This window comes from Agrobacterium larrymoorei, assembly GCF_013322225.1.
GTDB classification, from domain to species: domain Bacteria; phylum Pseudomonadota; class Alphaproteobacteria; order Rhizobiales; family Rhizobiaceae; genus Agrobacterium; species Agrobacterium larrymoorei_A.
Genome location: NZ_JAAMFB010000003.1, coordinates 1 through 18,343 on the forward strand (window position 1 = coordinate 1; position 18,343 = coordinate 18,343).

At 57.5% G+C, this 18,343-nt stretch carries 19 protein-coding genes and 1 pseudogene; 12 read left to right on the plus strand and 8 right to left on the minus strand.

Translation table 11 applies throughout. The features are described from left to right. Window positions 1-309: 309 nt before the first annotated feature. The 3 genes from cysK to dut form a co-directional block, all read right to left on the minus strand. On the minus strand, window positions 310-1,278 hold the full coding sequence (gene cysK / locus G6L28_RS00390) for a cysteine synthase A (protein WP_174061804.1): 969 nt from the start codon (window positions 1,276-1,278) through the stop codon (window positions 310-312). A 142-nt stretch (window positions 1,279-1,420) separates the two neighbouring features. Continuing rightward, entirely contained in the window at window positions 1,421-2,038 is a 618-nt protein-coding gene (locus G6L28_RS00395; protein WP_174061805.1) for a LysE family translocator, read from the minus strand. A gap of 63 nt (window positions 2,039-2,101) precedes the next feature. Beyond that, the gene (gene dut, locus G6L28_RS00400) at window positions 2,102-2,572 is read right to left on the minus strand and encodes a dUTP diphosphatase (RefSeq protein ID WP_174061806.1); all 471 of its coding nucleotides are present in this window, start codon (window positions 2,570-2,572) and stop codon (window positions 2,102-2,104) included. A 91-nt stretch (window positions 2,573-2,663) separates the two neighbouring features. Between dut and G6L28_RS00405 the strand changes: the two genes are divergently transcribed. From G6L28_RS00405 to G6L28_RS00415, 3 genes are all read left to right on the plus strand, one after another. Beyond that, on the plus strand, window positions 2,664-4,247 hold the full coding sequence (locus G6L28_RS00405) for a peptide chain release factor 3 (protein WP_174061807.1): 1,584 nt from the start codon (window positions 2,664-2,666) through the stop codon (window positions 4,245-4,247). A gap of 170 nt (window positions 4,248-4,417) precedes the next feature. Continuing rightward, on the plus strand, window positions 4,418-5,623 hold the full coding sequence (coaBC, locus tag G6L28_RS00410; RefSeq protein ID WP_174061808.1) for a bifunctional phosphopantothenoylcysteine decarboxylase/phosphopantothenate--cysteine ligase CoaBC: 1,206 nt from the start codon (window positions 4,418-4,420) through the stop codon (window positions 5,621-5,623). Then, window positions 5,620-5,979 carry an MmcQ/YjbR family DNA-binding protein gene (locus G6L28_RS00415; RefSeq protein ID WP_174061809.1) on the plus strand — a complete coding sequence of 120 codons (360 nt, stop codon included), beginning with the start codon at window positions 5,620-5,622 and terminating at the stop codon, window positions 5,977-5,979. Before coaBC ends, G6L28_RS00415 begins: the two co-directional genes overlap by 4 nt. Before the next feature lie 147 nt (window positions 5,980-6,126). On the opposite strand, the gene G6L28_RS00420 is transcribed toward G6L28_RS00415, so the two are convergent. Next, the gene (locus G6L28_RS00420) at window positions 6,127-6,528 is read right to left on the minus strand and encodes a nuclear transport factor 2 family protein (protein ID WP_174061810.1); all 402 of its coding nucleotides are present in this window, start codon (window positions 6,526-6,528) and stop codon (window positions 6,127-6,129) included. A gap of 73 nt (window positions 6,529-6,601) precedes the next feature. On the opposite strand from G6L28_RS00420, the gene G6L28_RS00425 reads away from it, so the two are divergent. The 5 genes and pseudogenes from G6L28_RS00425 to G6L28_RS23180 all read left to right on the plus strand — a co-directional run bounded on the left by G6L28_RS00425 (window position 6,602) and on the right by G6L28_RS23180 (window position 10,554). Beyond that, window positions 6,602-7,198, plus strand: coding sequence for a GNAT family N-acetyltransferase (locus tag G6L28_RS00425; protein WP_174061811.1), 597 nt, complete (start codon window positions 6,602-6,604; stop codon window positions 7,196-7,198). Then, complete coding sequence (locus G6L28_RS00430; protein ID WP_174061812.1) at window positions 7,195-8,064, plus strand: carbon-nitrogen hydrolase family protein; 870 nt, start codon at window positions 7,195-7,197, stop codon at window positions 8,062-8,064. The genes G6L28_RS00425 and G6L28_RS00430 overlap by 4 nt, the downstream gene beginning before the upstream one ends. A gap of 62 nt (window positions 8,065-8,126) precedes the next feature. After that, window positions 8,127-9,965 carry a translation elongation factor 4 gene (lepA, locus tag G6L28_RS00435; protein ID WP_174062016.1) on the plus strand — a complete coding sequence of 613 codons (1,839 nt, stop codon included), beginning with the start codon at window positions 8,127-8,129 and terminating at the stop codon, window positions 9,963-9,965. Between the two features lie 56 nt (window positions 9,966-10,021). Beyond that, entirely contained in the window at window positions 10,022-10,258 is a 237-nt protein-coding gene (locus tag G6L28_RS00440; protein WP_174061813.1) for a type II toxin-antitoxin system CcdA family antitoxin, read from the plus strand. Next, a pseudogene (locus G6L28_RS23180) lies at window positions 10,258-10,554 on the plus strand (CcdB family protein). The gene G6L28_RS00440 and the pseudogene G6L28_RS23180 overlap by 1 nt, the downstream one beginning before the upstream one ends. A 69-nt stretch (window positions 10,555-10,623) precedes the next feature. On the opposite strand, the gene G6L28_RS00455 reads toward G6L28_RS23180, so the two are convergent. Next, on the minus strand, window positions 10,624-10,953 hold the full coding sequence (locus tag G6L28_RS00455) for a hypothetical protein (RefSeq protein WP_174061816.1): 330 nt from the start codon (window positions 10,951-10,953) through the stop codon (window positions 10,624-10,626). Window positions 10,954-11,041: 88 nt separating this feature from the next. Beyond that, entirely contained in the window at window positions 11,042-12,460 is a 1,419-nt protein-coding gene (locus G6L28_RS00460; protein WP_174061817.1) for a PLP-dependent aminotransferase family protein, read from the minus strand. Between the two features lie 104 nt (window positions 12,461-12,564). On the opposite strand from G6L28_RS00460, the gene G6L28_RS00465 reads away from it, so the two are divergent. Then, window positions 12,565-13,434 carry a DMT family transporter gene (locus G6L28_RS00465; protein ID WP_174061818.1) on the plus strand — a complete coding sequence of 290 codons (870 nt, stop codon included), beginning with the start codon at window positions 12,565-12,567 and terminating at the stop codon, window positions 13,432-13,434. Window positions 13,435-13,510: 76 nt separating this feature from the next. On the opposite strand, the gene G6L28_RS00470 is transcribed toward G6L28_RS00465, so the two are convergent. Further along, window positions 13,511-14,617, minus strand: coding sequence for a glycoside hydrolase family 25 protein (locus G6L28_RS00470; protein ID WP_174061819.1), 1,107 nt, complete (start codon window positions 14,615-14,617; stop codon window positions 13,511-13,513). A 391-nt stretch (window positions 14,618-15,008) separates the two neighbouring features. Here G6L28_RS00470 and exbB point away from each other — a divergent pair, with 391 nt between their 5' ends. Genes exbB through G6L28_RS00485 form a run of 3 tightly spaced genes read left to right on the plus strand, consistent with a single transcriptional unit; the run spans window position 15,009 to window position 17,584 of the window. Further along, window positions 15,009-16,166 (plus strand): tonB-system energizer ExbB, encoded by a 1,158-nt coding sequence (gene exbB / locus G6L28_RS00475; protein WP_174061820.1) that lies wholly within the window; start codon window positions 15,009-15,011, stop codon window positions 16,164-16,166. A 3-nt stretch (window positions 16,167-16,169) separates the two neighbouring features. Then, window positions 16,170-16,664 (plus strand): TonB system transport protein ExbD, encoded by a 495-nt coding sequence (gene exbD / locus G6L28_RS00480; RefSeq protein ID WP_174061821.1) that lies wholly within the window; start codon window positions 16,170-16,172, stop codon window positions 16,662-16,664. Then, a complete protein-coding gene (locus tag G6L28_RS00485) occupies window positions 16,661-17,584 on the plus strand; it encodes an energy transducer TonB family protein (RefSeq protein ID WP_174061822.1) in 924 nt (307 codons plus the stop codon). The genes exbD and G6L28_RS00485 overlap by 4 nt, the downstream gene beginning before the upstream one ends. On the opposite strand, the gene phnF is transcribed toward G6L28_RS00485, so the two are convergent. After that, window positions 17,568-18,305 (minus strand): phosphonate metabolism transcriptional regulator PhnF, encoded by a 738-nt coding sequence (gene phnF, locus G6L28_RS00490; RefSeq protein WP_234902418.1) that lies wholly within the window; start codon window positions 18,303-18,305, stop codon window positions 17,568-17,570. The two genes, G6L28_RS00485 and phnF, sit on opposite strands and share 17 nt — an antisense overlap. Window positions 18,306-18,343: the final 38 nt, after the last annotated feature.

Sequence of the window (18,343 nt, forward strand, 5' to 3'; positions counted from 1 at the left end):
TCCCAATCCTCGGACGGTCGCCTGTCGCCGGGACTGCGGGCTGTGAAGGGCCCGCAGTCCCGCACCGACAATAACCTCAGAACAACAAACAATCCTCGGCCTTGTGCCGAGGATCTGCCAACGTCAACAAAATCAATCGGTTGCAGATCCTTGGGACAAGCCCGAGGATAACGGAGGTGGTAGTTGGCATCTCTCTCATTCAAGACTAAACAGCCCAGTTGTTCGGGTCTTAGCCTACACAGTTAAACCAAGCCACGCAGGCCTGATCCGAGTTGGGTCAGATCACACCTTCGATCATTCGACCGTGTTTTACAGCCCCAATCCCTCAAACAATGCTGTCGAAAGATACCGTTCGGCAAAGGACGGGATGATTACCACGATTGTCTTGCCGGCGCTCTCTTCTCGCGCGCCGACCTTGATGGCGGCAGCGAGGGCCGCGCCGGAGGAGATACCAACCGGGACGCCTTCCAGCCGGGCTATCAGACGCGCGGTTTCGAAAGCCTCGTCATTGGTCGTCGTGACGATTTCGTCGTAGATTTTGGTGTCGAGAATGGCGGGCGCAAAACCCGCGCCGATGCCCTGAATCTTATGCGGGCCGGGATTGCCACCTGACAGAACAGGGCTGTCGGCGGGCTCCACGGCCACCACCTTAAGTTCGGGCTTGCGGCTCTTCAACACTTGGCCGACGCCGGTGATGGTTCCACCGGTGCCGATGCCGGACACGAAAATATCGACCGCGCCGTCCGTGTCGTTCCAGATTTCCTCTGCCGTCGTCTTGCGATGGATTTCCGGGTTGGCAGGATTTTCGAACTGCTGTGGGATGATTGCATCGGGCAGCGTGTCGGCCAGTTCATGCGCCTTGGCAATCGCGCCCTTCATGCCCTTGGGGCCTTCCGTCAGAACCAGTTCCGCACCGAGCAACGCCAGCATCTTGCGACGCTCCACCGACATGGTTTCCGGCATGGTTAGGATCAACTTGTAAGCCTTGGCCGCCGCTGCGAAGGCAAGCGCAATGCCCGTATTGCCCGATGTCGGCTCGACCAGCGTTGTCTTCCCCGGCGCGATCTTGCCCTGCGCTTCGAGAGACTCGATCATCGCGACGCCGATGCGGTCCTTTACCGAGGCAATCGGGTTGAAGAATTCCAGCTTGGCCAGAAGTGTCGCCTTCACTCCTTTTTCTGCCGCCAGCTTGTCGAGGCGTACCAGTGGCGTATCGCCGATGGTTTCGGTGATGGAGGAATAGATGCGTCCGCGTCCGGGTTTTCTGGCTTCAGACATGCTGTGTTCTCCTGCTAATGCCCGCAAAACTTTGGCGCAGGATAGGGCGATGCACGTCGAGAAGCCAGAGAACGAATATGCTTATATTGAGCAGTTCTTAGGACGGATTGCTCAATATAAAGTCGTATCGAGGGGATTATTTTCAGCTCGTGCGGGTGGCGATCATTGCTGCTGTTCCAGCGAGAATTCCTGCGGCGGTACGGTTGAGGATCGTCAGAGCGCTTGGTCGCTTGAGCAGCGTGCGGGCCTTCGAAGCCAACAGAATGTAGGGAAGTAGCACCGCCATCAGCACGGCAAACGTGACGCCAAGCAGAACTACATATTCGGAGGTGCCGATCATGCGGATATCGATCAATGTTGGAACCAGCGCGACATAGAAAAGCATCGTCTTGGGGTTTCCGAGCGTGATGAACAGGCCGGAAAGAAAGGACATTCCGATGCTGGTGCTTTTCTTCGCCTGCAAATCCTGCGGCAGAAGCCCAGCCGTCCAAAGCTTCCAGGCGATGTAGAGCAGATAGGCAGCGCCCGCGAATTTCAGTACCATGAAGGCTTCCTGAAAGGTCTGCGCCACGAAGGCGAGGCCGAGTACGACCGCCGTCAGGTAGACCATGTCGCCAAGCACCAGACCGAGCCCCATGAAGAAGGTTTGGCGGAAACCAGAACCCAGCGCGCGTGCAACGATGGCAGTCATGCCAGGGCCAGGAATGGCGGCGGCGATGAACAATGCAGTCGCATAGGCGAGAATGGTCGTAATCGTCATGAAGATGCCCCCGGCGTGTTTCCCTTGGCATACTCCAAAACGGCATGCGTCACAACGTTGTGATCACACGCCTGTCGATCCGAAACCGCCTGCGCCACGTTCCGTTTCGGAAAACTCTTTCGCTTCCGTAATCGTTACCTGCGTCACGGGCGCAATGACCATTTGGGCGATGCGCATACCGCGTTCTATAACGAAATCGGCATCACCGAGATTGGCGAGAATGACCTTCACCTCACCGCGATAATCGCTGTCCACCGTGCCGGGTGAGTTGAGGCAGGTGATGCCGTTTTTGATGGCGAGACCCGAGCGTGGCCGGATTTGTGCCTCGTAGCCGAAGGGCACCTCGAAGATGAAGCCGGTCGGCACCAGAGCGCGCGCGCCGGGCTTCAGCACCATCGGCTCATTTGGCGAAACGGCTGCGCGTAGGTCCATGCCCGCGGCACCTGAGGTCTCATAGGAAGGCAGTTCGATGCCCTCCCCGTGGGGAAGGCGGATGAGTTTCAGGGCGGGTGAAAGGGTGTTTTGCGTGTTCATGCGGCATTAGTTTGCCCTTGCACCGCCAAGGTCAATTGCAAATGCGGGCTCAAAACGTTAGATAGCCCGCAATTCCACAGGATTTCAGAGAATGGCCGAAACACTTGCCGAGGCGGTCTCCCGCCGCCGCACCTTTGCTATTATCGCGCACCCGGACGCGGGTAAGACGACACTGACCGAAAAGCTGCTGCTGTTCGGCGGAGCTATCCAGCTTGCCGGTGAAGTGAAGGCCAAGAAGGACCGCATCCAGACCCGTTCGGACTGGATGAAGATCGAGCGCGAGCGCGGCATCTCGGTCGTGACCTCGGTCATGACCTTCGAATATAATGATCGCGTCTTCAATATTCTCGATACGCCCGGTCACGAAGACTTCGCCGACGATACCTACCGCACGCTGACGGCGGTGGACGCGGCGATCATGGTCATCGACGCCGCCAAGGGTATCGAGCCGCGAACGCTGAAGCTGTTCGAAGTCTGCCGCATGCGCGATATTCCCATCATCACCTTCATCAACAAGATGGACCGCGAAAGCCGCGACGCTTTCGAAATTCTGGATGAGGTAGAAGAGAAGCTTGCGCTCGATACCGCGCCGATCACCTGGCCGGTCGGCCGCTCCAAGACATTCTGCGGTGCCTATAATCTGGCGGAAAACACTTTTCGCGGCAACGACACGCAGGTCGATGGTTTGCCCGTCAACGGGCCGCAGGCCGTTGCAGACCGCCTGCCGGAAAACGAGCGCGATGCCTTCATCGAAGAAACGGAACTGGCAATGGAAGCCTGCCGTCCGTTCGATCGTCAGGCTTTTCTCGAAGGCCACATGACGCCGGTCTTCTTCGGATCGGCCTTAAGAAACTTCGGTGTGCGCGATCTCATCAACGCGCTGGGTGATTTCGCGCCGCCTCCGCGCGATCAGGTAGCGGATATTCGCACCGTGCATGCGGCTGAAGAAAAGATGACGGCCTTCGTCTTCAAGATTCAGGCGAATATGGACCCGAACCACCGTGACCGCATCGCTTTCGCGCGCATCTGCTCCGGCAAGCTGGAGCGTGGCATGAAGGCGCGGCTGGCCAGAACCGGCAAGCAGATGGGCCTCACCGCTCCGCAATTCTTCTTCGCCTCCCAGCGCCAGTTGGCGGACACCGCCTATGCGGGTGACGTGGTCGGCATTCCCAACCACGGAACACTCCGTATCGGCGATACGCTGACCGAAGGCGAAAACCTCGTCTTCCAGGGCGTACCGAACTTCTCGCCGGAAATTCTGCGCCGCGTGCGCCTGGAAGATGCGATGAAGGCGAAAAAACTGAAGGAAGCTCTTCAGCAGATGGCTGAAGAAGGCGTCGTGCAGCTCTTCTCGCCGGAAGATGGCTCTCCGGCCATCGTCGGCGTCGTCGGCGCGCTCCAGCTGGATGTACTGAAGGAAAGGCTGATGGGTGAGTACGGCCTGCCGGTTTCCTTCGAAATGTCGCGCTTCTCTGTCTGCCGCTGGATTTCTTCGGATCAGCCAGTGGAGTTCGAGAAGTTCCTAAACGTCAAGCGCGGCGATATCGCCCGCGATCTGGATGGCGATCCCGTGTTTCTGGCGCAGGATGCCTTCTCGCTTCGTTACGAAGCAGAGCGTTTCCCGGCCATCAAGATGGTTGCCATCAAGGAATATCACGTCGCCAAGGCGGCGTGATAAACCGCAATACGCTGAGGCGATTGCACTTTGTATGCCAAGGGCTTGCAGCAGCGAAAACAAAGTCGCTGCCACAAGATTTCCGATGCGCGCATCTTTTCCGAAAACCGCTTCACACTTTTCGGGATGCGCTATAGTTTCCCAGCCAAACGGGAAACTGGTCCAGCATCATGGCTCTTTCAGGCAAGCATATTCTTCTCATCATTTCCGGCGGCATCGCAGCTTATAAGAGCCTCGATCTCATTCGCCGCCTGAGAGAGCGTGGCGCAAAGGTGACGCCGGTGATGACGAAGGGTGCGCAGGAATTCGTCACGCCGCTGGCTGTCGGAGCGCTTTCCGCAACCCATGTCTTCACCGAGCTTTTCTCTCGACAGGATGAGCAGGATGTCGGCCATATAAGGCTGGCGCGCGATTGCGATCTGGTGCTGGTGGCGCCCGCTACTGCGGACCTTATGGCGAAAATGGCGCATGGTCTGGCGGATGACCTCGCCTCTACTGTTTTGCTGGCCACTGATCGCAAGGTGCTGGTGGCACCGGCCATGAACCCGAAAATGTGGGAGGCCAAGGCGACGCAGCGCAACATTGCGACGTTGAAAGAAGACGGTATTGTCTTCATCGGACCCATGGCTGGCGAGATGGCTGAGAAAAACGAGGCAGGTGTTGGCCGCATGGCCGAACCATTGCAGATCGTCGAAGCTGTCGAAAGGCTGCTGGATAACACTGCAAAACCATTGAGGGGCAAAACGGCGATCGTTACGTCCGGCCCCACCCACGAGCCGATTGATCCTGTGCGATATATCGCCAACCGTTCATCCGGTCGGCAGGGCCACGCTATCGCTGACGCGCTGGCAAAACTCGGTGCGGAGGTCACCCTCGTTTCGGGGCCGGTCTCCATCCCCGATCCGGCAGGTGTCAAGACGATCCATGTCGAACGCGCTGAGGAAATGCGCGACGCCGTGCTGGCTAAGCTTCCAGCGGATATTGCAGTCTTTGTCGCTGCGGTCGCAGATTGGCGGGTCGCGAGTTCTGCCGATCAAAAGATCAAGAAGCAGGCGGGAGATGCGCCGCCTGCGCTACAATTGACGGAAAACCCGGATATTCTGAAAACCGTTGGCCATCACGAGAAGCGGCCAACGCTCGTTGTCGGTTTTGCGGCGGAAACGCAGAATATCGAACAAAACGGACGTAGCAAGCTGGAGCGCAAGGGGGCGGATTTTATCATAGCTAACGATGTATCTTCTGAGACCGGCATCATGGGCGGGGAGAACAATCAGGTGAAGGTTATATCCAGGTCTGGCGTTGAAGCCTGGCCGGAGATGTCGAAGGCGCAGGTTGCTGAACGGCTGGCGACTTTGATTGCGGAGAAGCTGGCATGAGCCTTTTTGAGCGTGAAACCTTCGACAAGATTCTCGGTGCGTGGCCCGGCGTCACTTTCGTGGACCAGTGGGATTCTCACGTCGCAAAGGTTGGCGACAAGGTTTTCGCCGTGCTGGGCGAGCGGGACAACTGGCGGCTTGTTGTCAAATGCTCGGAAGAGAGCTTTGAAATTCTAACCTCGCTGGAGGGCATCGCGCAGGCGCCTTATTTTGCCAAGCGCAAGTGGATCTCTATTGCCGATCATTCCCCGCTGGAGAGTGAGGAAGTGGAGCATTATGTCCACCGCTCCTACGAGCTTGTGGCAGCAGGGCTAACGAAGAAGCTGCGGACTGAACTGGGTATCATGCTCAATTGATTCGATGTTTAAGCCGTCTCCGTCATGGCAGGCTTGTCCAGCGTATCTGCTAACGATCAGCATAATCGACGTGATCAGGTCCTCGGGACAAACCCTAGGATAGCGGGTTACTCATGCACTTCGTGAGGAGCACGCGTTTACGGGTATTTATGCCCCTACCTGAGCGATCCAGTCGTTGAGATTGTAGTAATTCGTAACGCGCGCCACCTTGCCGTCCTTCAGTTCGAAAAACGCGCCAGCGGGCAGAACGTATGTCTGGCCATTGGCCTCCGGCAGTCCTTCATCGGTAACGAGATATTGACCGTTGACGATAAACTCGGCAGAGCCGCGCTTGCCGTCCTCGCTGCCCATGATCACCGTGTCCGTCAGGTTCTCTTTATAGCAGCGGTTCATGTGCTCCATGAACGTCGCGAAAGCCGCCTTGCCAGACTGCCTTTCACCCTGATTGATGTCATGCACAACGTCTTCACTCAAAAGCGCCAGAAAGGCGTCCATATCCTGGGCGTTGAAGGCATCGTAATAGGCGCGGATGGTTTCTGTGGCGGACATGGCATTCTCCGTTCAAGGCTTGCACAGGGTTTCCATGACGGTATAACCAACGAAAACCACCGTGAAAATGCCCATGACCGTCGAAATCCATTCCCTTTCCGGCATAGATGCCACACCCTTTTTAGATGATCTGGCGCGCCTGCGCATCACGGTCTTTCGTGCCTTCCCCTATCTCTATGACGGTTCGTCGGATTACGAACACAAGTATCTCGCGACCTACGCACAAGCGAAAGGTGCCGTCTTCGTGCTGGCGCTGGATGGCGGAAAAGTCGTGGGTATGTCCACAGGTATGCCGATGGCCGCAGAAACCGACGAGGTAAAACAGCCGTTCCTCGCAGCAGGCTACGATACCGACAAGTTATTCTACTTTGGCGAAAGCGTGCTTCTGCCGGATTATCGCGGCCACGGTATTGGTGTGCGGTTTTTCGAAGAGCGTGAGACCTACGCGGCGCGTCTTGGAGGCTTCAATTGGTGCACGTTCTGCGCAGTTGAACGCCCCGCTGACCATCCACGCCGCCCCTCGGATTATGTGCCACTCAACGACTTCCGGATGAAGCGTGGCTACAAGCATCACCCGGAACTTCACACGACGTTCACGTGGCAGGATCTGGATGAGGACAAAGAGAGCGCCAAACCATTATCCTTCTGGATGAAAGGGATTTCCGCATGACCAGATTGGCCTCCACCCAATATGCCATCGAACTCATCGAGACCTGGGAGGATTATGCCCAGCACCTCTCGGCGTTGGTCCGCAGAGCAAAGGAAAGTGGAGCCGAATTGTTGCTGTTGCCGGAGTATTCGGCTTTGGCACTCACTGGCCAGTTGCCGCAAGACGTGCGGTCGGACCTGCACGGCTCCATCGAAGCCATGCAGACCCTTATCCCCACATGGGTAGAGCTTTGCGAGGAACTCGCGCGCCAGCACCAGATCATTTTTGCCCCCGGAAGCGCGCCGGTGAAGGATGCGGACGGCAAGTTCCGCAATCGCGCCTGGCTGTTTGGCCCGGACGGACTGATCGGGTATCAGGACAAGCTTATCATGACCCGCTTCGAGCGCGAGCAGTGGTTCATCGATGCGGGCGTGGAAGGGCTGAAAGCCTTCGAAACGAGCATCGGCAAAATAGGCATTCTCATCTGCTACGACAACGAATTTCCAATGCTCTCTCGCAAGCTGGCGGAGATGGGTGTGGAACTCGTTCTCGCTCCAAGCTGCACGGATACGCTTGCCGGCGCTTATCGGGTTCGGATCGGCGCTCAGGCGCGGGCTCTGGAAAACCAGTTCGGCGTGCTGGCATCCCCCACCGCGGGCGAAGCGCCATGGTCTCCTGCAGTCGATGAAAATCGCGGACGTGCCGCACTTTATGTACCCCCTGATTATGGCATGCCAGCCTCCGGTATCGTTGCGGAAAGCGAGAGCGATAACGTCATCGAGACGACGCTTCTCATTGTGGATATCGACCTTGCCGGTGTTGCGCGGCTGCGTACGGAAGGGCAGGTGGCGACGCGACGGGACTGGCCGGAACAGTTCACCGTCTGAAAAGGCCACATCGCGGGTTTTCGCGGCAATAGAACGGCTTCCATTTACGCACGAAACGCTCTATAGCGCGGGGCATGAGCACCAATTCGACCCGCACGCCACTCGACCATATCCGTAATTTCTCCATTGTCGCGCATATCGACCATGGCAAATCGACCCTTGCCGACCGGTTGATCCAGTCGACGGGCGGGCTTGCCGAGCGCGATATGTCGGAACAGGTGCTCGACAATATGGATATCGAGCGCGAGCGCGGTATCACCATCAAGGCACAGACCGTTCGGCTGCATTACAAGGCGAATAACGGCGAAACCTACGTGCTGAACCTCATCGACACGCCCGGCCACGTCGACTTCGCCTATGAAGTGTCGCGCTCGCTGTCGGCCTGCGAAGGTTCGCTGCTGGTGGTCGACGCGTCCCAGGGCGTGGAAGCGCAGACGCTTGCGAACGTTTACCAGGCCATCGACAACAATCACGAACTGGTCACGGTTCTCAACAAGATCGACCTGCCTGCCGCAGAGCCAGACCGTATCAAGGAACAGATCGAGGAAGTCATCGGCATCGATGCAAGCCAAGCGGTGCTGATTTCTGCCAAGACCGGTCTCGGCATTCCCGATGTGCTGGAAGCTATCGTGCACCAACTGCCAGCACCCAAGAGCGAGCTTGGCGAAAAGGGTCCGCTGAAGGCGCTGCTGGTCGATAGCTGGTACGACACCTATCTCGGCGTCATGGTTCTCGTCCGCGTTCTCGATGGCGTTCTGAGCAAGGGTCAGACCATCCGCATGATGGGTACGGACGCGAAATATCAGGTGGAGCGCGTTGGTGTTCTCACACCTAAGATGGTCGCTGTCGATAGCCTCGGTCCAGGCGAGATCGGTTTCATCACCGGCTCCATCAAGGAAGTGGCCGACACCCGCGTCGGCGATACCATTACCGAAGACAAGCGCCCGACCGCAAAGGCTCTGCCAGGTTTCAAGCCAGCGCAGCCCGTGGTCTTCTGCGGTTTATTCCCGGTCGATGCTGCCGATTTCGAAGACCTGCGCGCTGCGATGGGCAAGCTGCGCCTCAACGATGCGTCGTTCTCGTTCGAAATGGAGTCCTCGGCGGCTCTCGGCTTCGGTTTCCGCTGCGGCTTCCTTGGCCTGCTGCACCTCGAAATCATTCAGGAACGTCTCGAGCGTGAGTTCGATCTCGACCTCATCGCAACCGCTCCTTCGGTGGTCTACCAGCTAACGATGACCGACGGCTCCGAGCGTGAGCTGCACAATCCGGCTGACATGCCGGATGTGGTCAAGATCGCCGAAATCCGTGAACCATGGATCAAGGCGACGATCCTTACTCCGGATGATTATCTCGGCGGTATTCTGAAGCTTTGTCAGGATCGCCGTGGCGTTCAGACCGAGCTGACCTATGTCGGCAAGCGCGCCATGATTACCTATGAGCTGCCGCTCAACGAGGTCGTCTTCGATTTCTATGACCGCCTGAAGTCTATCTCCAAGGGCTATGCCTCCTTCGATTACCATCTGGACGGTTATCGCGAAGGCAATCTCGTGAAGATGTCGATCATGGTCAATGGCGAGCCGGTCGACGCGCTGTCCATGCTCGTGCACCGCATGGCTGCCGAAAAGCGTGGCCGCGACATGTGCGAAAAGTTGAAAGACCTCATTCCGCGCCACATGTTCAAGATTCCGATCCAGGCTGCAATCGGCTCGAACGTGATCGCACGCGAAACCATCTCTGCCATGCGTAAGGACGTTACTGCCAAGTGCTACGGCGGCGATGCCAGCCGTAAGCGCAAACTGCTGGACAAGCAGAAGGAAGGCAAGAAGCGCATGCGTCAGTTCGGCAAGGTGGACATTCCACAGGAAGCGTTCATCGCCGCTCTGAAGATGAAGGACGAGTAGGCTTTGCCTTTAGCGGCAATGCGTATATATTATGCGCATTGCTTCCAGAGGTAGCCATGCCGTCGTCAGCCAGAAAAGCCGCCAATCTTTCGCTCGATGGTGCTCTCGTCGAGCAGGCCAAAGAGCTGAAGATCAATATCTCACGCGCAGTGGAAGAGGGCATCAGCCACGCCATCAAGGCTGAGGCGGAGCGCGAGCGCTTGTGGTCGCTTGAGAATGCGGAGGCCATTTGGCAGTCCAACGAGTACGTTGAAAAGCATGGTCTTCCGTTGGCCCGGTACCGCACTTTCTGATGGCGAGATTCGACGTTTATCGACTGAAATCCGGTGGCTTGGTTCTCGACCTTCAATCATCCATTATCAATGGGCTTGATACATGCGTCGTTGCACCGTTCCTAAAGGTTGAAGAGTTTCCAAAGGCGATCTCAAGGCTTAACCCGAAGTTCTAAGTCGCAGGCGAACCAGTGGTGATGGTTAGCCATATGCTTGGCACCATTTCGATTCGTGAAATAGTGGAAACAGTTGGCAATCTTAAAGCACGTGACGATGAGATCGTTGCAGCGATAGATTTTCTGTTTCAAGGCTTCTGATCAGCTGACAAATAAAAACCGCCTGCCCGATTAGGGCAAGCGATTCTATTATCAGCAATATGTTAACGATTAGGGCTGCGTCGTCGTGCCGTTGGTGTTCGGCGAAGCCGGGGCAGCGTCGTTAGCTGGCGGCGTAGCCGGAGCCGTTGGCGTCATTGGTGCCGGGGCTGGAGCCTGATCGCTCACTGCGGGCGGCGTGGTTGACGAAGTTGTCGTCGGATCAGTGGTGGATGGGCTGCTCATCTGCATCCAGATGAAGCCACCTACCAGTAATACAACGATGATTGCTGCCCAAGGAGCCCAACCTGCAGACTTTCGGGATGCCTCGGGTGTGGTGCGAAGTTCTGGGCGATCCGGGCGAAGGTTCGGGTCGCGCGGCATGTTTGGATCAAAACTCATTGCGTTTCTCCTCTTCCTAATTCCTATGCCGAGAAAATGCACATCTGCGTGAATTGTTCCAAAATCGTATTTTTGCGCTTCCGAAGCGTTAAATTTCATTCACAGCCGCACTGATCGCACTGGACAAAATGGCAGCAAAATCAGGATGATCACACTGCGAAACATTGAACCGCATGAAGCGTGAGGCGGTTTGGGAGCCGCTAAAAACATTCCCCGGCGCCAGAACCATATTTTTAGTTAGCGCATGGCGCGCAACATTCGCGGCATCGACGTTCTGGGGGAGTTTGCACCATAAAAACAGCCCTGCCTGCGGCATCAGCCATGGTGAAACATCAATCGAGTTCAACTGGTTTGCGACCCGTACCCTTGCGCCAGACAGCCTCGCTTTCAGTCCTTCCATATGACGGCGGTAACTGCCATCTTTCAGAACGTTGAGCACCAATGCTTCGGCAAGTCTGTTTCCCGCAAAATTCGCCGCTATCTTCAGGTCGGTCAGCGGTTCGATCCAGTCCCGCCGTGCGACGATGTAGCCGCATCGCGCGGAGGCGGACAGGGTTTTTGAAAAGCTGCCGATCTGAACGACGCGATCCAGCCCGTCGAATGCGGCAAGACGTGGAGACCGTTCGTATTCGAAGTCGGCAAAGATATTGTCTTCGATGATCGTCAGTCCAGCGCGCTCCGCGAGCATGAGGATGCGGTGCGCCTTGACAGCCGAAAGCGTAGCCCCTGTCGGGTTGTGAACGGCTGAATTCGTGATGTAGAGCCGGGGTTCATGCTCTTTCAGGACCTGTTCGAAAAGTGCGACGTCTGGACCATCTGCCATATAAGGGACGCTGACGATCTTGACGCGGTGCGCCCGTAATAGTGCATGGAAGTTGAAATAGCATGGATCGTCCACAAGAACCGTTTGGCCGGGCTCCAGCAGAAAGCGGCAGAGAAGATCGATGGCCAGGGTGCCCGAATCGACCAGAAGTATTTGCTCCGCGCCAGTATGGACACCCTCGTCTGCCAGCCGTCTTGCGAGTAGCTGCCGAAGTGGCAAAAGCCCCAGCGGTGTACCGTAATCGGTCAGGATATCGGGGTCGGCACGAGACAGAAGGCGAAGTGCGCGGCGCAAGGCGTCTTCCGGCATCCAGGAGGGCGGCAGCCAGCCGCAACCGGGTTTCACCATGTCGTCCTGCGCTTCGAGCGCCAGCCGCGATACCCAGAAGGGATCAACGGCACGGTCCAGCTTCGGGGCAAGTTCGGCAAGGGATAGCGGTGCCAGCACACTTGTTACGTAAAAGCCGGAGCCGGGGCGGGAGCGGATAACGCCTTCAGCCACCAGTCTCTCATAGGCTTCAACCACCGTGGAAACCGACAGGTCCATGGTTTTGGCGATGGCGCGCACAGACGGCAACTTCGCTCCGGGCATCAGGCTTCGCGCGGCGATGCGCCTTCGAATTTCCGCGACCACGCTATCGATACGTGGCGCAGCGCTTTCTATTTTCTTAGGAACATAGTTCATCTGTACTGCCTATATGACCATAACAGTTTCGTCAAACTGTATACCACCGTCACTGGCGGCGCGAGTCCATGATTGGCATAGCTCCTCAGAAAAGGAGAATTGAAATGGACAGAATTTCCGCCGGCTGGCTCAGCGGCTTTTTGGGTGTGGTTATCTTCAGCGGTTCCTTGCCCGCAACACGTCTTGCGGTCTCGGGGTTCGATCCGCTTTTTCTGACATTCGCCAGAGCCGCGATCGCCGGTCTGATCGCTGCTGCGCTACTTGCGGCCTGTCGTCAGCCGCTGCCGGGAAAAAAGGACATTGTATCGTTGCTGGTCGTCGCGCTTGGCGTAGTGGTAGGGTTTCCATTGCTGACCGCGATTGCCCTGAAGCACGTCACCTCTGCCCACTCCACCGTCTTCATCGGCCTGCTGCCACTTGCGACGGCATTCTTTGCGGTGGTCAGGGGAGGGGAGCGCCCGCAAAAATCCTTCTGGTTTTTCTCCTGCCTTGGCAGCATGATGGTCGCGGGCTTTGCCCTGAGCCTTAGCGGAGAAGTCTCCTTGACGGGCGACCTGTTGATGCTCGCCGCCATCGTTGCCTGCGGTCTGGGCTACGGGGACGGGGCGACGCTCGCCCGCAAACTCGGCGGTTGGCAGGTCATTTGTTGGGCACTCGTCCTTTCCCTGCCGATCATGTTTCCGTTGGCACTGATCAGCGCGCCCGTGTCATGGGTCGATATCGCCATGCCCGCATGGGGTGGCCTCGTTTACGTGTCCCTGTTCAGTATGTTGATCGGCTTCGTCTTCTGGTATCGGGGTCTCGCCATGGGTGGGATCGCAACAGTCGGTCAGTTGCAACTGCTCCAGCCGTTCATGGGCCTGCTGCTCGCGGCCACCCTGCTGGGTGAAACCGTCAGCATCTCGATGCTCGTCGTTACGATTGGTGTCGTCGCCTGCGTTGCCGGTGCAAAGCGCGCTGAAAAGAGGGCGTAAATCCATCATTGAAACGGGCAAAGGCAGAAAGACTTCCGTCTCTCTGCCTTAACTGGCTTCAGAGCGAATGGGACGATCAGGTGCTGCCGGTAGCGCGGCTGATCCAGCGATGCCAGGCTTCTTCGCCGCCGTTGAAGACGTTAAGGTCGATCTTCCCATCCACGCCGTGCGAGAGGCCGGAGCCGGAATACTGCCAGAACAGCCATTTACGGTCCGGGTAGACTTTTGAGGGATGTTGGGCAACGGCGCGCAGCCAGAAAGGATAGTCCTTCAATTCGCCGGCAAGGTTATCCTTGTAGAAATCCGGCGCTGTATAGATGATCGGACGCTGGCCGTAGTGACGCTCCAGCCTGTCCATGAAAACCTGCATCTTCTCGAGCACCTGCGCGCGGGAGAGACGGAATCTGCAGCTTGATTCGCCGTTGTATTCCACGTCGATAACCGGCGGCAGCGCATCCGGATCCTTCGGAACGTTGCGAATGAACCAGTCTGCCTGATGGCTGGCCGGGCGGCACCAGTAGAAGAAGTGATATGCACCGCGACGAACACCCGCCGCCTTGGCGCGCGCCCAGTTCGTCTTGAACATCGGATCCAGATGGTCGCCGCCGTCGGTCGCTTTGATGAAGGCGAAGTTCGCACCGCGCGTCCTCAACCGATCCCAGTCTATATTGGCCTGCCAGCGGGAAACGTCTACGCCATGCACTTCGAAATGGCGTGGCTGAATCTTGCCAAAATTGATCGGCTTTGCGTCGGAAAAGGCTGAGCGATAAATGCGCGAGCGCGCTGCTGAACCGGCGCTGATCGCTGCACTGCCTGCCATGGCAAGTTGAACGGGACGATCCTGCGGGAGATTGATGCGCGCTTGTGGAAGGCTTGGTGCCGCTGCTTGCGGCACGGGAACATTCGGCCCGCCAACCTGCTTGTCGACCGCGGCAAATGCCGGGGACCCCGACGGCATCGGCCCGCCCCAAGCCAGAACGTCCTGATGTGGCGCGGTGCGAAGCGGTGCGGTGCCACCGTTCTGGCCGATGCTTGCCTGTGGAACGGGCGCAGAAGGCGTAACTGAACTCGTTACTTCCTTGGAAGGCATGCCCGCCATAAGGCTTTCCGGGCCGGAACTGGAGCTACAGCCCGAAATGGATAGGCAGGCGAGAACGAAGGCTGGCACTGTCGATCGACGCATTGAAAAACCGTACGCAATACAAGACGGCAGCCGCAATACGCGCCGCCAATGAAACCTCGAAAGGTTATGACTAACGGGAGATTATCAAAAAATGCTGAATCCAATCTTTACGGCTGAGATTTTCAGCTTCGCCAGCTTTCCTCATCACGTAAATATTATCGCGGCAACCTAGGGCTTTGTACGGCAACCTCTTCAAATCTCGAAATTCCCGGCAGCATTTCTAAAATTGTTTGTAAAGAAGAGTTTACAGGTATGGTTTTCACACGGTATTAGTTGCCAAACTTACTCCACTTTGATGATGGGCGCTAAACCTATGTCCTTGCGCCTGCCGATCAGAGTGCGTCTGGCGATTTTTGGTCGTCAGGCCTCATGCGAAAACCGGGAATATCACATGGCAGCCGAAATATCCGCCCTCTCGCAAAAGCTTGAAACGCCTTCGCGTAGCCGCCGTGGCCGCACTCTGGCTGCGCTCGCAATTGTGAGCGGGCTTTATGCGGTGAGCGCATCCGCGCAGACGACCGCGCCCGCCGATAGCACGCTGCCAGCAGCGCAGACGGCCGAGCCGCAGCAGGCGCCGGCAGCGAATCCTCCACAGGTCCTGCCTCCTGCCGCACCAGCTACTCAGGCTCAATCGGAAATGCCAGTGCAGCAGCCGGTCACCCCGCAGCCTGCGGCACAGTCCACTGAAACACCATCGTCGCAGCAGCCCGGACCGTCCGCGCCTGAGGCTGCACCCGCGACACAACCCGCCGCTGCCGCGCCTGCCGCTCCGTCTTCTGCAACAGACATCGCTCCTTCGGTGGCTCTGGATTCTGGCGAGCGTACCGATATTCCCCATGATCTCTCCCCTTGGGGAATGTTTATGGCCGCTGACTGGGTCGTGAAAAGCGTGATGATCGGTCTCGCGCTCGCGTCTCTCATTACATGGACGGTCTGGCTGGCAAAATCACTGGAATTGGCTGGCGCGCGTGTTCGTGCAGGCTCGACGCTCAAGATCATTCACAAGGCGAAGACACTCTCGGAAGCGACTCAGGCTGCGGAAAAGAAAGGCGGTCCAGCGGCACTCATGCTTCGCATGGCGACCCACGAGATGCAGCTTTCCGATGCCGTGGTAGATCATACCGATGGCGGCGGCATCAAGGAGCGTGTCACGTCGATCCTTTCGCGCATCGAAACCCATGCTGGACGGCGCATGTCGCGCGGCACCGGTATTTTGGCGACCATCGGTTCCGTTTCGCCTTTCGTCGGCCTCTTCGGCACGGTCTGGGGCATCATGAATTCCTTCATCAGCATCTCCGAATCGCAGACGACGAACCTTGCCATCGTTGCGCCCGGTATCGCCGAAGCGCTTTTGGCAACGGCCATTGGACTGGTGGCCGCTATTCCTGCCGTGGTGATCTATAACGTTTTTGCACGTTCAATCACCGGCTACCGCCATCTGCTTGCCGATGTTGCAGCAGGCGTGGAGCGTCTCGTCAGCCGCGATCTGGACTTCCGCCGCATTCCGCCCGGTAGCGCCAAACCGGCCGTATCGCTGGTAGGGCGGTGAACCATGGCTGGCGGTATTCGCGAAAATTACGGAGAAGAACTCTCCGAAAATCATGAAATCAACGTAACTCCCTTCATCGACGTGATGCTTGTTCTGTTGATCATCTTCATGGTTGCCGCACCTCTGGCGACAGTGGATGTCAATGTCGACCTGCCTGCCTCCACCGCAAAGCCTGCTGAGCGGCCCGATCAGCCGCTTTATCTGACGGTGAAGGACGACCTGACGCTCAATCTCGGAAACGACACTGTGGCGCGTGAGGCGCTTGCCGCGAGCCTGGATGCCCGCACGGGTGGCAAGAAAGATACCCGTATCTTCCTGCGCGCGGACAAGGCCGTCGACTACGGTCACTTCATGGAAATCATGAACATGCTGCGTGACAGCGGCTACCTCAAGATTGCGCTGGTTGGCCTGGAAGGTACGGCAGCTGTCAGCCAACCGGGTGCGGCTACGCCCACTTCGCAGCCGCAAGCACCAGCTGAAAACGGAGCTGTTCAATGACGCAAACCGCCTATCCTCAGTCCGGACGTTCCCGTTTGGGAGAAGTCGCGCTGTGGTCTACGGCGGCCTTGCTGATGCTGTCCGTGCATGCCGGAGCCGCCTACTATCTCATGCAGGACAAGGAAGAAGCGCTTGCAGATGGCGCGCCGCCAGCTGCAATTATGATCGAGCTTGCAGCCCTTCCCGAAGCGGTCAATACGGAAGAGACCGTTGAAGCCAATGACCAGATCGAAACCGAAGAGGTAAAAAGCGCGGTAACGCAGCCGGTAGACGAACCTTTGCCGGAAGAGCCGCAACCTGAGCCGATTCCAGAACCGGTAGCCGAGGAGCCGCCGCCCGAGCCGGAACCACCACAGGAAATTACCGAGCCGGTGCCGGAGGAACTTCCGCCGGAACCCGTGCAAGAAGTCGATCCGATGGAGCAGCAGCAGATGGCTGCGCTCGAAAATGTCGAGGTGCCACTACCCGTTATCCGCCCTCCGCCTGTAGAAAAGAAGGTCGAGAAGGAAAAGGAGCCGGAAACGAAGCGTGTGCGAAAACCCACTCGCGCGCAGCAGCAATCGGAGCAGCGAGATATTGCGAAGGCGGAGGCCACGCAGTCTGATCGTACCGCTGCCGCACGCAGTAATGCCGGGTCAGCGTCTTCATCTGTGTCGCCCGCTGACTGGGCCTCAAAGGTACGTAGCGCAGTTTCTCGCAGGGTAGCACGTGGAGTTGGAACTGCTGGCACAAGCGTAACAGTTGCCTTCACGGTCGCAGGAGACGGTTCCATTGGTCGCGTGAGTGTGCGTCGGTCGACGGGTGATGCAAAGGTCGATCAGAAGATTGTAGCATCGGTCGAGCGAGTATCAATGTCTGCTCCGCCGCCCGGCGCTCAGACGGTCTTTGAAGTGCCGATAGCGTTCAGTTCTCGACGGTAAACTGAACCATATCGGCTGAAAACCGGCTGATGGCATATTGTGTGGGTACGCCATCCATGTCTACGTTTAGCGCGTCGGTGACAAGCAGGATCGCGCCCGGCGAAAGCTCCAAATCGGAAAGGTCATCAGCATCCGCATGGCGTGCGGAAATGGTGGTCGAGGCGCGCACATAGTCGGAGACGCCTACGCTTTTTAGAGCGGCAGTAATTGAGCCGCTCTTCTGATAAGCCTCGACAATGCCTTCGAACCGCTCGGCCGGAAACCATGATGTGGAGCGAGAAACCGGTTTGCGATTGACCTTTCGTAAAGCCTCCATACGGATCAGCGCAGTTCCCGTCGGCAGCTTGAGTTTCTCGGCCAGAAATTCCGTCGCGGCCTCGACGGTATGGGAAAGCAGCAAACCCTCCATATCCTGCGCCTGATGGCTCAGACCTTCGGTAAAACGCGTGCGCTTCGAAATCGGAAAACTCAAACGGTCCTTGCGGGTGATGATCGTGCCACGCCCCTGAAGCGCCTGCACGATACCCTCGTCTGCAAGCGCGGCAATCGCGCTTCTTACAGTATGACGGTTGACGCCGAATTTTTCAGCGAGCTCCATTTCTGGAGATAGCATTCCGGTCTTGTCGTATTCTCCTGCGGCAATCGCCGTTCTGATCCGGTCGGCGATCTGCCGCCATAAAGCCACGCCGTTCTTCTTTCGCATATTCGTCGTCAGTGTCATGTCATACGCTTGTCATTCTCGAAGGTTACATCTACCTT

Coding starts and splice junctions, on each gene's coding strand:
- cysK (WP_174061804.1), bottom strand. CDS start 1,278: ATGTCTGAAGCCAGAAAACCCGGACGCGGACGCATCTATTCCTCCATC.
- G6L28_RS00395 (WP_174061805.1), bottom strand. CDS start 2,038: ATGACGATTACGACCATTCTCGCCTATGCGACTGCATTGTTCATCGCC.
- dut (WP_174061806.1), bottom strand. CDS start 2,572: ATGAACACGCAAAACACCCTTTCACCCGCCCTGAAACTCATCCGCCTT.
- G6L28_RS00405 (WP_174061807.1), top strand. CDS start 2,664: ATGGCCGAAACACTTGCCGAGGCGGTCTCCCGCCGCCGCACCTTTGCT.
- coaBC (WP_174061808.1), top strand. CDS start 4,418: ATGGCTCTTTCAGGCAAGCATATTCTTCTCATCATTTCCGGCGGCATC.
- G6L28_RS00415 (WP_174061809.1), top strand. CDS start 5,620: ATGAGCCTTTTTGAGCGTGAAACCTTCGACAAGATTCTCGGTGCGTGG.
- G6L28_RS00420 (WP_174061810.1), bottom strand. CDS start 6,528: ATGTCCGCCACAGAAACCATCCGCGCCTATTACGATGCCTTCAACGCC.
- G6L28_RS00425 (WP_174061811.1), top strand. CDS start 6,602: ATGACCGTCGAAATCCATTCCCTTTCCGGCATAGATGCCACACCCTTT.
- G6L28_RS00430 (WP_174061812.1), top strand. CDS start 7,195: ATGACCAGATTGGCCTCCACCCAATATGCCATCGAACTCATCGAGACC.
- G6L28_RS00440 (WP_174061813.1), top strand. CDS start 10,022: ATGCCGTCGTCAGCCAGAAAAGCCGCCAATCTTTCGCTCGATGGTGCT.
- G6L28_RS00455 (WP_174061816.1), bottom strand. CDS start 10,953: ATGAGTTTTGATCCAAACATGCCGCGCGACCCGAACCTTCGCCCGGAT.
- G6L28_RS00460 (WP_174061817.1), bottom strand. CDS start 12,460: ATGAACTATGTTCCTAAGAAAATAGAAAGCGCTGCGCCACGTATCGAT.
- G6L28_RS00465 (WP_174061818.1), top strand. CDS start 12,565: ATGGACAGAATTTCCGCCGGCTGGCTCAGCGGCTTTTTGGGTGTGGTT.
- G6L28_RS00470 (WP_174061819.1), bottom strand. CDS start 14,617: ATGCGTCGATCGACAGTGCCAGCCTTCGTTCTCGCCTGCCTATCCATT.
- exbB (WP_174061820.1), top strand. CDS start 15,009: ATGGCAGCCGAAATATCCGCCCTCTCGCAAAAGCTTGAAACGCCTTCG.
- exbD (WP_174061821.1), top strand. CDS start 16,170: ATGGCTGGCGGTATTCGCGAAAATTACGGAGAAGAACTCTCCGAAAAT.
- G6L28_RS00485 (WP_174061822.1), top strand. CDS start 16,661: ATGACGCAAACCGCCTATCCTCAGTCCGGACGTTCCCGTTTGGGAGAA.
- phnF (WP_234902418.1), bottom strand. CDS start 18,305: ATGACACTGACGACGAATATGCGAAAGAAGAACGGCGTGGCTTTATGG.